General features: G+C 69.2%; 12 protein-coding genes and 1 pseudogene. 3 read left to right on the plus strand and 10 right to left on the minus strand.

Translation table 11 applies throughout. The features are described 5' to 3' along the window. Positions 1–75: 75 nt before the first annotated feature. The 5 genes from ACFXDJ_RS14950 to ACFXDJ_RS14970 form a co-directional block, all read right to left on the minus strand. Positions 76–1,653 carry a purple acid phosphatase family protein gene (locus ACFXDJ_RS14950; protein WP_384652675.1) on the minus strand — a complete coding sequence of 526 codons (1,578 nt, stop codon included), beginning with the start codon at positions 1,651–1,653 and terminating at the stop codon, positions 76–78. Between the two features lie 148 nt (positions 1,654–1,801). Further along, on the minus strand, positions 1,802–2,908 hold the full coding sequence (locus tag ACFXDJ_RS14955) for a mechanosensitive ion channel family protein (protein ID WP_384652677.1): 1,107 nt from the start codon (positions 2,906–2,908) through the stop codon (positions 1,802–1,804). Positions 2,909–3,153: 245 nt separating this feature from the next. Further along, entirely contained in the window at positions 3,154–3,987 is an 834-nt protein-coding gene (locus tag ACFXDJ_RS14960; protein ID WP_384652679.1) for an amino acid ABC transporter ATP-binding protein, read from the minus strand. Between the two features lie 7 nt (positions 3,988–3,994). Next, positions 3,995–4,795 carry an amino acid ABC transporter permease gene (locus ACFXDJ_RS14965; protein WP_384652681.1) on the minus strand — a complete coding sequence of 267 codons (801 nt, stop codon included), beginning with the start codon at positions 4,793–4,795 and terminating at the stop codon, positions 3,995–3,997. Continuing rightward, complete coding sequence (locus ACFXDJ_RS14970) at positions 4,792–5,640, minus strand: ABC transporter substrate-binding protein (RefSeq protein ID WP_384652683.1); 849 nt, start codon at positions 5,638–5,640, stop codon at positions 4,792–4,794. Before ACFXDJ_RS14970 ends, ACFXDJ_RS14965 begins: the two co-directional genes overlap by 4 nt. A gap of 458 nt (positions 5,641–6,098) precedes the next feature. Here ACFXDJ_RS14970 and ACFXDJ_RS14975 point away from each other — a divergent pair, with 458 nt between their 5' ends. Beyond that, complete coding sequence (locus ACFXDJ_RS14975) at positions 6,099–6,605, plus strand: hypothetical protein (RefSeq protein ID WP_384849154.1); 507 nt, start codon at positions 6,099–6,101, stop codon at positions 6,603–6,605. A 303-nt stretch (positions 6,606–6,908) separates the two neighbouring features. Here the strand turns inward: ACFXDJ_RS14975 and ACFXDJ_RS14980 are convergent, their stop codons facing one another. After that, positions 6,909–7,250 carry a HopJ type III effector protein gene (locus tag ACFXDJ_RS14980; protein WP_384652688.1) on the minus strand — a complete coding sequence of 114 codons (342 nt, stop codon included), beginning with the start codon at positions 7,248–7,250 and terminating at the stop codon, positions 6,909–6,911. Positions 7,251–7,659: 409 nt separating this feature from the next. On the opposite strand from ACFXDJ_RS14980, the gene ACFXDJ_RS14985 reads away from it, so the two are divergent. Further along, positions 7,660–8,601 (plus strand): class I SAM-dependent methyltransferase, encoded by a 942-nt coding sequence (locus tag ACFXDJ_RS14985; protein ID WP_384652690.1) that lies wholly within the window; start codon positions 7,660–7,662, stop codon positions 8,599–8,601. A 330-nt stretch (positions 8,602–8,931) separates the two neighbouring features. On the opposite strand, the pseudogene ACFXDJ_RS14990 reads toward ACFXDJ_RS14985, so the two are convergent. The 3 genes and pseudogenes from ACFXDJ_RS14990 to ACFXDJ_RS15000 all read right to left on the minus strand — a co-directional run. Then, positions 8,932–9,509, minus strand: a pseudogene (locus tag ACFXDJ_RS14990) (glycosyltransferase); the annotation flags it as partial. 554 nt (positions 9,510–10,063) lie between these two features. Next, on the minus strand, positions 10,064–10,357 hold the full coding sequence (locus tag ACFXDJ_RS14995) for a hypothetical protein (protein ID WP_384652693.1): 294 nt from the start codon (positions 10,355–10,357) through the stop codon (positions 10,064–10,066). Positions 10,358–10,607: 250 nt separating this feature from the next. Further along, the gene (locus ACFXDJ_RS15000; RefSeq protein ID WP_384652695.1) at positions 10,608–12,164 is read right to left on the minus strand and encodes an alpha/beta hydrolase; all 1,557 of its coding nucleotides are present in this window, start codon (positions 12,162–12,164) and stop codon (positions 10,608–10,610) included. A gap of 861 nt (positions 12,165–13,025) precedes the next feature. On the opposite strand from ACFXDJ_RS15000, the gene ACFXDJ_RS15005 reads away from it, so the two are divergent. Then, entirely contained in the window at positions 13,026–13,490 is a 465-nt protein-coding gene (locus ACFXDJ_RS15005; RefSeq protein WP_384652697.1) for a transposase family protein, read from the plus strand. On the opposite strand, the gene ACFXDJ_RS15010 is transcribed toward ACFXDJ_RS15005, so the two are convergent. Next, entirely contained in the window at positions 13,408–14,355 is a 948-nt protein-coding gene (locus ACFXDJ_RS15010; protein WP_384652699.1) for an AraC family transcriptional regulator, read from the minus strand. The two genes, ACFXDJ_RS15005 and ACFXDJ_RS15010, sit on opposite strands and share 83 nt — an antisense overlap. Between the last annotated feature and the right edge of the window lie 22 nt (positions 14,356–14,377).

Here is a 14,377-nt window from a genome sequence, read left to right on the forward strand (position 1 = left end):
GCTCCCCCCGGGGTGCTGCCGTCTGCGGGTGTGGGGGGGCCCCGCCGGCCCCCCCCCACCCGGGGCACGAAGGGTCTAGCGCCCGTGTCCCCGCTGGATCTCGAAGTGGTCGATCCGCCGGCCCGTCTCGGCCAGCGCGCTGACCTTCAGCTTCGGGTTGCGGCCCGCCTCGACCTCCACCGCGAGGAAGGAGTAGTTGGTGTACCGCACCCGCGACCATTCCACCGTCTCGGACGCCTTCGTGCCGCCCTTGACCCACCGGTAGGTGTCGACGCTGTCGCGGTCCGCGACGTGGTCCTCGTACGAGTCCGGCACCGGGAAGCTGTACAGCGAACGCCCCGCCGCTCCGGCCGTCACGTACACGATGCCGTCCTGCGTGGGGTCGGTGCGCTCGCCGATCGGGACCTTCCGGCCGACCTTGTTGCCCTTGATCGCGTCGGTCCGTTCGTACACGTGGTTGTGTCCGTTGATGACCAGGTCAACCTGATGCTTCTCGAACAGTGGCACCCAGACGTCGCGCACCCCGCCCTCCGAGGCGTGCGCGCTGGTGGTGGAGAACGCGCAGTGGTGGAAGAACACCACGATGAAGTCCACGTCGCGGTTGTGGCGCAGCTCGCCCAGCCGGCGGTCCAGCCACGCGGTCTGCTTTCCGGCGCTGATCCCGAAGTTGGCGGGTATCTCGTACGAGACGTCGTTGGCGTCGAGCGCGACGACCCCGACGTTGCCGTGCACGAACGAGTACACGCCGGGCTGGTTGACCGGGTCCGGACCGTTGTCGGGCAGGGACCAGCGGGCGTTCTGGCCGCCGTAACCCTGGGGCGAGTACCAGGCCTCCATGTCGTGGTTGCCGGTCGTCACCATCCACGGCACGGTCTTGGCCACCGTCTCCGTCTGCGCCAGGAACAGGTCCCAGGCCCGCGCGTCGTACGTGTCGCCGGCGGTGCCCGCGCCGGAGGAGTCGGCGTAGCAGATGTCACCCGCGTGCAGGTGGAAGGCCGGGTTCTGGGCCAGCAGCACCGCGTCGTTGCCGAGTGCGTGGTAGCTCACGCCCTGGTCCCCGAAGGCGGTGAAGGTGAAGTTCTGAGCGCGCGAGGGGGCGGTGGTGAAGGTGCCGAGCGTGCCCAGGTTGCGGTGGTCCGCGGGGTCGAAGCCGTCGTGTCCGACCCCGTAGTAGTAGGTCTGACCGGCCCTCAGCCGGTCCAGGCCCACGTGCAGGTAGAACTGCTCCGCCGCGGCGATCTTGCCGCCGTTCAGAACCGGGGTGCTCAAGTGCCGCACCTCGGCCCCGATCTTCACGCTCAGGGCCCAGGGGCTGGTGCCCACGCGCAGGTACGGGTTCTTCACTGCGAACGGCACCTGCCAGGACACCCGCATCTGCGTCTTCGGGTCGGCGCCGTACTGCAAGTGCCGCGCGAACGGTGCGGCCAGCGAACCGTCGACACCGCGCCGCTCGCTGGAGGTGAGCACGGCCGGAGCCGCGTACGCGGGCGATGCCGCACCGACGCTCAGGCCTGCGCCTGCGACGGCCGCGGTCACCGCACCCGCGCGCAACGCGCCGCGCCGGGTGAACTTCGAGCGCAGGTAGTCGTGCTGTTCGGCCAAGCTCATCCGGGAGGCGAGCTTCTGGGGGATACCGAAATCGGGAAGGTCCATGGCCTTAAACCTCATCCTCCGAAGCGACGCGGACTTCGCCGCCAGGTGAACGGACGACGGAGGAACCCCCATGAGAAGCACCGGAATTGCTCATCGTCGTCCCATCCCGGCAATGAAGCAGGCCCACATCGAAGGACGGTGGTCGCCGTTACCGCCCGTTGTCCGCCAGTGCCGAGACCGGAGCCTCGCGCTGGTGCGGGAACGTCGCCGGCGGTGCGGGCCGGGGGTCCTCCTGGTGGAGCGCGATCGTCCGCGTGGGAGCGGGGATCGAGATGCCCTCTTCCCGGAACCGTCGGTGCAGCCGCTTGATGAACTCGTGTTTGATCCGGTACTGGTCGCTGAACTCGCCGACGCCCAGGATCACCGTGAAGTCGATCCTGGAGTCCGCGAACGTGTGGAAGCGTACGGCCCCTTCGTGGTCGGGGACCGCGCCGTTGATGTCGGCCATCACCCCGTCGACCACGTCGAGGGTCACCCGCTCGACGTGCTCCAGATCGCTTTCGTAGCCCACTCCCACCTGGACGAGGATCGACAACTGCTGCTCGGGCTGGGTGAAGTTGGTCATGTTCGTGCGCGCGAGCCGCCCGTTGGGGATGATCACGAGGTTGTTCGACAAGTTGCGGACCACGGTGTTGCGCCAGTTGATGTCGACGACGTAGCCCTCCTCGCCGCTCGTGAGGCGGATGTAGTCACCGGGCTGCACCGTCTTCGAGGCGAGGATGTGGACGCCGGCGAAAAGGTTGGCGAGGGTGTCCTGCAGAGCCAGCGCGACGGCCAGACCGCCCACCCCGAGGGCAGTCAGCAGGGGCGCGATGGACACGCCCACGGATTCGAGTGCGACGAGCAGGCCCATCGCGAGCACCACGACCCGCGTGATGTTGACGAAGATGGTGGCCGATCCGGCCACTCCGGTCCGGGACTGGGCCACGGACTGTACGAGACCTGCGGCGACCCGGGCCGCACCGAGCGTGGCCATGAGGATCAGCAGGGCGGTCAGCGACTGGGTCACCCAGCCGGAGAGCCGCGTACTGAGGGGCAGGGTCGAGGCGGCCACGGCGGCGCCCCCGATGACGGCCGCCCCTGGCGCGAAGGTGCGCAGCGCGTCGACGATGATGTCGTCCCCGCTCCAGCGCGTCCGCAGGGCGTGCTTGCCCAGCCACCGTACGAGGGCGCGCAGGAGCAGACCGGCCAGGGCGCCCGCGGCGAGCGCGATGCCGGCGACCAGCCAGTCGTGCAGGACGAGGTCCCGGTTCAACGGACGACCTCCGCCCCTCGCCGGACCGGGGAAGCGGCGGCGGGAGCTGCCGCCCGCCGTATGAGGTGTGTGGTCACCTTGTCACCTGTCAGTTCGTCGTGCGGGAAGCCGCGTTCGGACATGCGTGCGCATCCGGAACGGGCTGCCATCCTGCCCCATGGGCACGGCGGCGCCGCAGGTGGGCCGGGGTTTGCCGTCCGGTGTCCTGGCGTGCGGAGCGGGGCCGCGCCTGGGTCCGACAGCATTCAGGCGTCCTCGCCCGGCCGCGGGCCCCCGCCCTCGGCCCGGGGAGGCTCGGCCGCCGCCGGGTCCAGGATGCGGTCGAGGAAGCTCCTGGTCCGCTCATGCCGGGGATCCCCGACCACCTGCGCCGCCGGACCCTGCTCGACGATCACACCGCCGTCCATGAGCACGACCCGGTCCGCGACCTCGCGGGCGAAGCTCATCTCGTGCGTGACGACCATCATCGTCATCCCCTCGCCCGCCAGGACCCGCATCACCGCCAGGACCTCGCCGACGAGTTCGGGGTCGAGCGCCGAGGTCGGCTCGTCGAAGAGCATCACCTCCGGTCCCATCGACAGGGCCCTGGCGATCGCCACCCGCTGCTGCTGGCCGCCGGACAGCTGGGCGGGAAAGGCCTCGGCCTTGTCGGAGAGGCCGACGCGTGCGAGGTTCTCGCGGGCCACGGCCGCGGCCCTGGTCTTGTCCCGGCCCAGGACCCGGCGCTGGGGCAGGGTGAGGTTCTCCGTGACATTCACGTGCGGGAAGAGGTTGAACTGCTGGAAGACCATGCCGATGCGGCGGCGTACGGCGTCGATGTCCACGTCCAGGTCGGTGACCTCCGTGCCTCCGACGAAGATCCGGCCCTCGCTGGGCTCCTCCAGTAGGTTCACACAGCGCAGCAGCGTAGATTTGCCCGAGCCGGACGGCCCGATGACACACACCACTTCGCCCCGCGCGATCTCCAAGTCGATGCCGCGCAGGACGTGGTTGTCGCCGAAGGACTTGTGCAGTCCGCGGATCTCGATCTCCGGGCCGTCCGTGGCCATCGCGTCCACCGCTTCCATCTCCTGGGGCATCTCGTCCTCACGTGGCCTTGGCCGCGCGGGCTTCCAGCCGGCGCACCACGAAGCTCAGCGGCACGGTCACCAGGAGGTAGCACAGGCCCGCGACCAGGATCGGGGTGGAATTGGCGGTCTGGCTGGCGAGGTCCCGTCCGAACTTCGTCAGCTCCCGCTCCTGCAGCGTCACACCCAGGAACAGTACGAGCGAGGAGTCCTTGAACAGCAGGACCAGTTCGTTGGTGAGCGGCGGGATGACGATGCGGAAGGCCTGTGGAATGACGATCGAGACCATGGCGCGGGCGTGCGAGAAGCCCAGCGAGCGGGCCGCCTCCAGCTGTCCCTTGGGGACCGCCTGGATGCCGGCCCGAATCGTTTCCGCCATGTAGGCGGCGGCCACCAGGCCGAGGCCGAGTGCGACCTTGCCGTACGTGCCGCCGGGGATCGCGGTACCGGGGAACGCCAGCGGCACCGCCACGCCGACGAAAATGAAGATCAGCAGGGCCGGGAGGCCTCGGAACAGTTCGATGTAGACGCCGGCGACCCATCGGTAGGGGGCCACCGAGGACAGCCGCATCATGGCGATGACCAGGCCGAGGACCAGGCCGAGGAGGAACCCCGACAGCGTGTAGACCACCGTGTTGCGCAGGGCCGTGGTGATGATCTTCGGGAAGAGCCGCAGCGCCAGGTCCGTCTGGGCGAACTGGTTCTGCAGCCGGCCCCAGTCGGCGTTCACGCCGATCAGCACCAGCACGGCGCCGAAGAGCGCGTACTGCACGCCCTGCGAGACGCGGCGGCGCTGACGGCGGGTCAGCCGAGAGGTCACCGCGCGGCCTGGGGCAGCGGGCCGATCCACTGCTCGTAGATCTTCTTGTAGGTGCCGTCGGCCTTGGCGTCCGTGATCGCCTTGTTGATCGTTGACACGAGGGCGGTGTTGCCCTTCTTCACGGAGAAGCCGTACTGCTCGCCGGTGTCGATGTTCTGCGCGAGGGTGAACTCGGCCGCGTTCTTCGGGTCCTTGAGCCAGCCCTGGACGACCGGGTAGTCGATGACGACGGCGTCGACCTGATCGGTGCGCAGTCCGTTGATCACCGCGTCCGAGCTCTCGAAGGCGACGGGGTCGAATCCCTGGCCCTTGGCGTAGCTCTCGCCGGTGGTCTCGGCCTGCGCGCCCAGCTTCTTCGACTTCGCCTTGAGATCGGCCAGCGAGGTGACGCCGCTCTTCTTGGTCACGAGCAGCGCCTGGGTCGCGTCGAAGTAGGGCACGGAGAAGTCGACGTTCTTCTTCCGCTCGTCGGTGATCGTCATGCCGGCTGCCGCGAGGTCGCACTCGCCGGAGTTCAGGAAGGCTCCGGTCTTGAAGTTCTCGAAGGGCGTGTCGAGGATCTTCTGCTCGACCTTGAGCCGGCTCGCCACCAGGTCGACCAGGGCCACGTCGAAACCGACGACCTTGCCGTCCTTCTCGAACTGGAACGGCGGGTACGGCAGGTGGGTGCAGGTCGTCAGTTTGCCCTTCTCGACGACGTGCACTCCGCCGGCCGCCTCACCCGGGCCGTTGCCACCCGAGGAGCATCCCGTGATGAGGAACGCACCCGCCGCGGCGGCTGAGGCCGCGACGCGGATACGGAGGCTGTTGCGGCGACTGCGGCTTCCTCTGGCCGTCCGGGACACGGTTGACCTCCACGAGTGCGGGGCGAGCGGCGATCACGGAACGGGACCGTCCGCCGAGATCGTAAGCCCAGGGCGGCGCCCGCCGAGGGACCTTCGGCGATGCGTTCCGGGGACCCCCGGCGGAACCCGCGAGGATCCGGCCATGATCACGAAGGCCGGGCGGCCGCGCCGACTGCGCTACGACCGCACCTGCGGGGCCATCGGCCACATGACGTTGGCCGCCCCGATGGCGGCGTACGTCTTCCACGGCGCGACCTGAACGTTCGACACGCCCGCGCCGCTCAACGGGGGCGGTCCGTCTCACGTCCGGGATTGGTGTGATTAGTCTGATCGGTCGGATCTGCCGGTGGGTCGTGCCGGGACGCTCCGGGCGGTGACAGAGCCGAGGTTATGAAGGAATGCAGATGACGATTTCGTCATCTGACCATCCATGAGCATCAATCCTCGGGAGCCACATGATGCGCCCCATCAGAGCAGCCTGTCTCGGCACGGCCACTGCGCTGGCCGCCCTTCTCGCCTGCGCCTCTGTCGCGGCCGCCGCGACGGACACCGGTTCCGTCCACGACAAGGGCAAGGACCGGGTCATCACGCTCACCGGCCGGCTCGCGCAACAGACGCGTTTCCCCGTCAATCCCGGCGGCGCCCCCGCCCAGGGCGATCGGACCGTCTTCCGCTCGATCCTCTTCGACAAGAACAACAAAGAGGTCGGAGAGACCGACGGCACCTGCACCACCACCCGGGTCGAGAACGGGGGAGCGGAGGAGTGCGTCGTGACCTACACCCTCCCGGACGGCCAGCTCACCGTGCAGGGGATGTACTTCGGCATCCTCAACCCGGGCCCTCCCCCTTCGTTCGACAACGCCATCACCGGCGGCACCGGGAAGTACGACCGGGCTCGCGGCTCGGTCCACGCCGACACGATCGGCACGGGCATCAGGCGCTTCACGATCGACCTCGACCGCTGACTGACCCTTGCCCCGGCCCGGTGATGGAGCGGCAACCCGGCGGCGGGATCCGCTGCGCGGACCCCGTCCACGGCGTTGAGCTGCGCCGAGACCGAGGAAGAGGACATGCGTGAGTGCCGGCACATGGATCTGTGCCGGCACTCACCAGGGAGAGCGGCCGCACCACCCTGCTGCTCAACGGGTTCCCCGGCTACCGGCCCTACGACAAGCAGTTCACTGGACGGTTCGCTGTCCGCGAAGCGGTCGAGTCGGCACCCACGTCCGGATGTCCTGGAATCGCACACCGTCACAGCCCGAGCCCGCTCAGCTCTTGCGGGCCAACGGTTGCCCGGCGAAGCTCAGCCCTCCCAGGCCATGGGCCATGAGGTTGCGAATGTTGCCGTGATCAGTGTCGTTCGGCGTCGCCAGCACACTGCGATAGTGCTCACCGAATGCCAACAGCGCCTCTTGGTCGCTCAGCCCTTCCAGCAGGGCCAGTCCCAGGGTCTTGCAGGAACCTTCGTTCTCACCTGCGGCATTTTCCAGGTCCCCGTTGCGGAACGCTTGCGGCTGATACTCGTAATGCGCGGCGACGAAGGCCAAGGTGTCGGCGAACTCGTGCTCACCTGACGCAAGGCTTGCCCGCAGCGAGTTCAGATCAGTCATGGTGGTTCCCCTGGGTTGAACAGACGGTCCGATTGCCGTCCGTGACCGGACGACGATACCCCTTATGGCCAGCCGGAAAGAATCGGGCGACACGTCCGAACGAGCGGCATCTCCGCAGGTCACGATGTGCGTCTGTGCGTGTGTGCGACCCGCCGGGAGTCGGTTTCGGTCCGGGCGAGACCGAACCCGTTGATCGTCCTCACGGAATTCGTCTTTGAGCCCGCGACTCGCAAACAAGGCCAGGCATCGACACGGTCGTCCCGCGCGGGTTGCCCGGGGCCGTGTGGTGTACCGACAGCGTGCGTCCGCGTGCCGCTGCACGGCCCGCGGCCGTTCGCCGGGCCGTCACCTGGAACCCGCATTCTCGCCGGACCGACCGATCCACCTCGCTCCCGGGGATGTCCACTCCATGACCGCACCGCTTGCACAGCCCGCAGAACCCCTGAACCTCCCCGCGCCCGCGCGTTTGGATGACGTGAAGGGATGGTTCTGGCCGGCCGACCAGATCCTCTTCGACTGGTTCCTGAGCCGCCAGAACGCAGACCCGTCGCGTGGCGGGGACCTCCTGGAACTCGGCGCATACCTGGGCAAGAGCGCCATCTTCCTCGGCGGATACCTGAAGGAGGGAGAGGAGTTCACGGTCTGCGACCTCTTCGATTCCCCGGCCGAGGACGACAGCAACGACGGCGAAATGCGGCGCTCGTACGCGACCCTGACGCGCCGGGCGTTCGAGGCCAACTACCGAGCGTTCCACGAGGAGTTGCCGACGGTGGTGCAGGCGGTGACGGCGGTCCTCCCCGACCGCGTCCGGCCCGACTCCTGTCGCTTCGTTCACGTGGACGCCTCGCACCTGTACGCGCACGTGCGCGCGGACGTGGAGACCTCGCGGCTGCTGGCCGCCCCAGGAGCGGTCGTCGTCTTCGACGACTTCAGGGCCGAGCACTGCCCGGGCGTCGCGGCGGCCGTCTGGGGAGCCGTGGACGCGCGGCGGTTGCACGTCCTGTGCATCACCCAGCACAAGATGTACGCGACGTGGGACGACCCCGAACCGCTGCGCACGGAACTGGCCGTGTTCCTGGCCGGCCGCGAGGATCTGTGGCACGGGGTGGAGGAGGTGGCCGGCGCACCCCTGATCCGGATCACCGGCCGGAAGGCGGTCCCCCCGCCGCACCCCCGCTCCCGCTACGAGACGGCCGCCGCCTCCGGCCCCGGCCGGGCCCCGGAGCCGGTTCCTGGCACCGCGGCAGTACCGTCTCGGCGCACCCCGCCCCTGCGGAGCCCGCTGGTCCGCCGCCTGGCCAGGGACCTCCTTCCCCCGGTCCTGACCCGCACGGTGCGCCGCTGGCTGTAGGAACCGTGCTGCCGCTGGAGGCGGCCGAGCCTGCCGGGGGCGGTGGAAGAGGCCGGCGGCGGCCTGGACCGTGAAGCGGCAGCCGTGGGGGAGCCCCGGACGGGGCGATCCACGTCCGGACGCAGGGCCTGGAACTGTCCCCGGTCGGGCCGCTCCGTCAGGCGGGCAAGGGCCGGGTGGCCATCGCGGGTCGAGACACGGTTCGACTTGATTCGCGCGCGGACACTACGCCCCCTCTGCAGGGCACGGCCTGGTCAGGTCGCAGAGGAGAACGCCTTACGTCTGTGACGGTGGCGAGCCCGTAGGCCCAGTCTCTCGGCGATAACGGATCAGGCGGCGCCGCGGTTCGTCGTCGCACACCAGGTCGAGCCGGGTGGCGGCGACGCCCTCGGTGTCACCGGGCCTGACGAGGCGACCGTCGACTGTGTCGTCGATGATCTCGCGCGGTCCGACGGGGCAGTCCGTGGAGACGACGGGGAGGCCGCAGCGCATCGCCTCGACGATGGTCATGCCGAACGACTCCTGGTCGGAGGTCGAGCCGGCGATGGAGCCCTTGGCCCATTCCGGTTCGAGCGGGTCGGCGTTGCCCACACGTGGGCGTCCAGCTCCGAGAGGTACCGGCCGATGCGTTCGTCGGTGAGGTGGCTGTACTGCTTGTGCCGGCCGTCCGCGCGGGGCAAGACCCTGGCGGGCCGGGCGTGGCGGGCATCGGCACCTTCGTAGTCCGGGGACCCCGTGCGCAGGTCGACCAAGGGAGTCAGGCGGACCTTCGCGGGTGCGCCCATGGTCGGCGCGGCGCGATGGCGAAGCACCGAGATGATCTCCACCTCGTGGTGTTCCGCGAGGGTGCCGGCGAGGTTGAACGTCGACCTGCCGTAGGCGTTGTGGAGCAGGAAGGAAATGCGCATGCGGCGGCAGGCCTTTCTGTTTCGGAGGCGAGATCTTCGAGGCAGCGTGGACGCACGGACGCACGGACGCACGGACTCGCGCCGAAACGGCGTCGGCGGCGCCCCCAGTCCTTCGGCGGCTCCCGCCGGCTGCTACACCGTCTACGTCGCCGTCACCCGCGCGGGAGCGGCCCGAGCCGCCGACGCGCTCATTCCTTCCCTCTCCGCCGCGGTGCCGCTGGCCGCCCTGCTCGTCGCCCTCAGCGGGTGGGTGGCGACCACCCGCGCGCTGCGCCCCGTCGAAGCCATCCGAAGCCACCTCGCCACGGTCGATCCGCCTCGGGCCGGGCCTTGCCGACTTTGGAGACCATCGCGGCGATCGTCGCGCGCCGGTCGGCGGCCACCAGACGTGCGCCCTCGGCCACCCCGCCACTCTCCCCGCGGGCTCATCAGGTCACCTGGCCCGCCTGAAGATCGGTGAGGGTGAGCACGTAACCGCGTACGTGACTGAGCATGTTGAGGGCTCTGGCCGCGAGCCCGTGACGCTGCGCATGCATGCTGTCAGGCCCCTGAACTCACCGTGTCCGGTCCCACACCGTCTCGGGGCGATAAGCCGTACCTGTGATCGCTGTCCAGCACAGTTTGCAGAAGATCCCGTCGTTGTCCTCCACGAAGGCGAGATCCGCAGGCTGACCCGGTACGGCCCTGGCCACCGCGAAGTCGATCGGTGTCTCCACATAGCAATGCGGTTCGCCCTTGGTCAGCCAAAACGGATCCTCGCCGTAGCCAGGCGGACGCGGACGGAAGCTGCTGCCGGCCCGGACGAGCGCATCGACCAAGTCGTACATGTGTTGCTGCGAATGTTCCATGGCCCAAGTCTGCATCGGCTGTCCCGACCGCCGAGGCTGGGGTGCAGCCCACTGACCGTGAAGGTCATGGCTGGGTGAGGACGCGAGTCCGGAGGCGTTCGAACGAGGGTCGGCCATACACGGCTCGCTTGAGCGTTTGCACCTGGTTCACGTGACCTTCGACGACGCCTGAGCAAAGCCACCCCGCTGCTCGGTTCGGTGGTCAACCTCCATGCCGCTTGATACCAAACGGCATGAGGTGTCTGACCAGTCAGCTCCGCGGCGCCGCCGGGTCCGGCAGTGGGTTCCCCTCGCACTCGGCGTCCGCGGCCGGTATCCGGCCGTCGACGAGGAAGCCGTCCACATAGGCGTCCACGCATGCGTTGCCCGCCTGGTACTGGCCGTGGTCACCGCCGTGGACGGTGATCAGGCGCGACCCCTTGAGCCCCTGGTGGGCTCGCACCGCACCCTCGTAGTGCGTCGCCGGGTCGTGCGTCGAGTTGAGCATCAGTACGGGCGACAGCCCCTCACCGGTGACGTTGATGTGCGGGGCCTTGGACTTCGGCCACTGCGCGCAGACCGATGCGAAGGTCAGCTCCCGCGCTCCGGCCATGGGGTTCGTACGGGTGTCCGTGGCGCTCTTCCTCACCCAGTACCCGGTGTCGCGGGTCCATGGCGTGTCCGAGCAGGTGACGGAGAAGAAGTCGGCTGCGAACCCGGCACTCAGCGGGTGTTTGAGGTTCTGCGCGATGGCCTGACGGGCGGCCGGCGGCGCGCTGTCCGGGTGTTCCAGGACGCCCAGGGCCATCGCGAGGTCGGGGAAGCTCTTCCCGCTGTAGATCATGCTGGTCGCGGCGGCGTCGAGGTGGTTGGGCGTGATGACGGTCCCGTCGAGGTTCAACGGGTGGTCGTGCAGCTGGCCGCGCAGCCGCTCGTAGCTGGCCTTGGCCTCCTCGGGGGTGCTGCCCTGGTGGTAGGTGGCGTCGTTCTTCGCGAGCCACGGCAGGAAGTCCTGCTCGAATCGGCGCTGGAAGCTCAACGGCTGCCCGGTCAGGAAGGACTGCCAGCTGCCGGTGAAGTCCACATTGCTGTCGAGGACGACCCGGTCGACCCGGCTCGGGAACTCGGTCGCGTAGTAGGCGCCGAGGAAGGAGGCGTACGACGGGCCGTAGTAGGAGACCTTCTCCGTTCCGAGCAGCGAGCGGTACAGGTCCATGTCGTGCACAGCCTGGTCGGTGGTGATGTACGGCAGCAGATCGCCCGAGTTGCGCTTGCAGTCCTGTACGAAGTCCCGTGTGCGCTCCATGGTCTGACGGACCGCCCAGTCGGACCGGTCGCGCAGATCGCCGCTGCCGAACAGGGCGTCGACCTTGTCCTGGTCCGCGCAGACCACGTTCGTACTGGCGCCTACGCCGCGCTGGTCGAAGCTCACGATGTCGTACGCCGCCGCCAGCTTGGGCGAGTAGGTGGCCAGCCGCGCGGGCCGGGGCAGGCCCGAGGCGCCGGGGCCGCCGGCCGCCATCATCAGGACGCCGCGCCGTGCTGCGGGGTCCGTGGCCCGGTGCCGGGACACCTCAACGGTGAGGCTCGCTCCCTTATTCGGGTGGTACCAATCGCGCGGGACCGACATCGCGGCGCACTCCAGCGCCGCGGTACCCGTACACCGCTGCCAGTCGAGCTGTTGACTGCGGTAGCGGTCCGGTACGGGAGGTGCGCCTGCCGGTGTGGCGGCGCTCGCCGCGCCTGCAGGCAAGGCCGCCGCGGCGAGGATCCCGCACGCGGCGGCCGTGGCCGCGGCCCATCGTGCCGGCTTCCTGAACAAGTGCATGTCGTGTGCTCCCCGTTGGATGTTCTTGATCTTCGCTCTGATCCTCCCTCGCGGGGGGCGGCTGGGGCGATCCTGCTGTCACCCGTAATGGGGGTGGCGCTAGGACCACCCCGCGCCGCGCGTCCAGCCTGGAACGGCCTCCCCGCTACCGGGCCCATTCCCTTCCCAGTGCGGCGAGGGTTGTGTCGCTGCTGGGCGAATTGGGGAAACAGCTGGTCAAGCCGCTTGATGAGGTGCGGACCGGGGCGAGGGGAACTCGCGGTCGCCGAGAGGGCGATCGCGCGGATGGCCGAGCAGTTCGCCGCGGCTGCGGCGGATGCCACGCCGGCTGAGTTGCAGGTAGCGGGCCGGGTGGTGCTACTGGTCCACCATTGCGGGCGAGGCATGGCCCAGGACGCGCTGCCGCCGGACCATCAGGGGGAAGGGAAGCTGTCCAAGCCCGCCGGGTGGGAATGGCTACGCAGACCGCCCGATGGCAGGTTCACCACACGTCTGTGACCGGCCATGTCGCGGACCACGGGATGTAACTTCAGGCCCCCGCAGATCGTTGAGATTAGTGGGATGAGATGCAACGAGCTCGCCGAGGGCGTTTTTCCTTTGTCTGCGAGTGCTACCTGAATCTGTCCACGAGCACGCCACCAACATCGCCGACCTGCTGCGGATCGCACCTGAAGGCGATTCGCTTCCCCCTTCGGCCACTGTCGCCGGGACGTATCACCGTGCTCGTGCTGGCGATGCTGTGACACGATCAGCGTCTGCTGGACCTGGCCCACGGCAACGGGGGTCCCGAGTCCACCCTGCGGGGCTGGCGCGACGGGACGCTCGACCTGCTCGCCGCACGGGCCCCACGCCCCGGACCCGGTGCTTCGCCAGATAACCGCGCGGGGCGGGGAGTTCGTCCCCATCGACGACACCCTGACCCCCACCCTGACCCCCATCGAGCGCTGCGCCGGGAAGGCGAACCGCCCCAGCTACTCCGGCAAGCCCCACCGCCACGGCCTGCGCTTCCTCGCGCTGACCGATGAGCGAGGCAAGCTGCTTTGGATCTCCGCCGCCCACCCCGGCCGCACCTACGACGCGACCGCTGCCGCTGCCCGCCGCGACAAAGTCGTCGGGCACCTCGATACAGCAGGCCTCGACGCGCTCGCCGACCTCGGCTTCATCGGCGTCGACAACCTCGAAGTCGCCCGCTGGCGACAGGCTGACGAACGATCAAGAACCCAGATGGTCCCGCCCAAGAGAATCAAACCGGCACTGACAGCGAAGCCGACGCCGTCCGCCGCTCCCGCCGGTATGCCCCAGGCGGGGCGCCGAAGTGCCGCTTGAAGGCCTTCGCGAACGCGAATTCCGAGGTGTAGCCGGCGTTCTCGGCCACGGCGCTCAGCGAGTCGACCGTCTCGCGCAGCATCCGCGCCGCAATGGCCATCCGCCACGTCGTCAGGTAGCTGAGCGGCGGCTCGCCGACCACCGTGGTGAACCGCCGGGCGAACGCGGCGCGCGACAACCCGGCCCGGCTCCCCAGCGATTCGACGGTCCAAGGATGCGCCGGGTCGTCGTGGATGGCTTTCAGCGCCGGGGCGATCAACGGGTCGTTCAGCGCCGAGGCCCAGCCCTGCGTCCGCTCCCTGGGCAACTCGGCGTACCAGGACCGCAGAATATAGAGAAGCAGCAGATCGACGAGCGTCGTGACCACGGAGTCCGAACCCGGCTGAGGCTGGTGGATCTCGGCGCAGAGCTGGTCGACCGCCGAGCGTAGCGCCGGATGGCGACCGGGGCTGGCCGGGAGGTGGATGACCTCCGGGAGGTCGCCGAGCAGCGGATGCGGCCGGTCGACGTCGAGGTGGTAGGCCCCGCACACCAGCACGCCGCGAGCGCCGTCGCCCCCGACGGTGAAACGCCCGATCGGCGAGGAGGTGTCGACGCGGTCGGGTTCGAAGGCGACCTGCTCGCTGGTGACCGCGTCACAGATGGCGTGATCGGTGCCGCGCCGCAGGAACACCACGTCGCCGGGGCCCAGGGCTATCGGATCGCCGCCGACCGGCAGGAGAAAGCAGTGTCCTTCGACGACGACGTGAAATCCGGCTCCCGCGATGGGCTGGAAGCGCACACCCCACGGCGCCTGCGCGTCAGTACGGACAACAGACGGACGCCCGGTGCGCAGGGCCGCAAGCGTGTCGCTGAGTATGTCCATGAACTCACCATAGCGTGCTGAA

The sequence above is a fragment of the Streptomyces sp. NPDC059443 genome, from assembly GCF_042750105.1.
Taxonomy (GTDB): Bacteria; Actinomycetota; Actinomycetes; order Streptomycetales; family Streptomycetaceae; genus Streptomyces.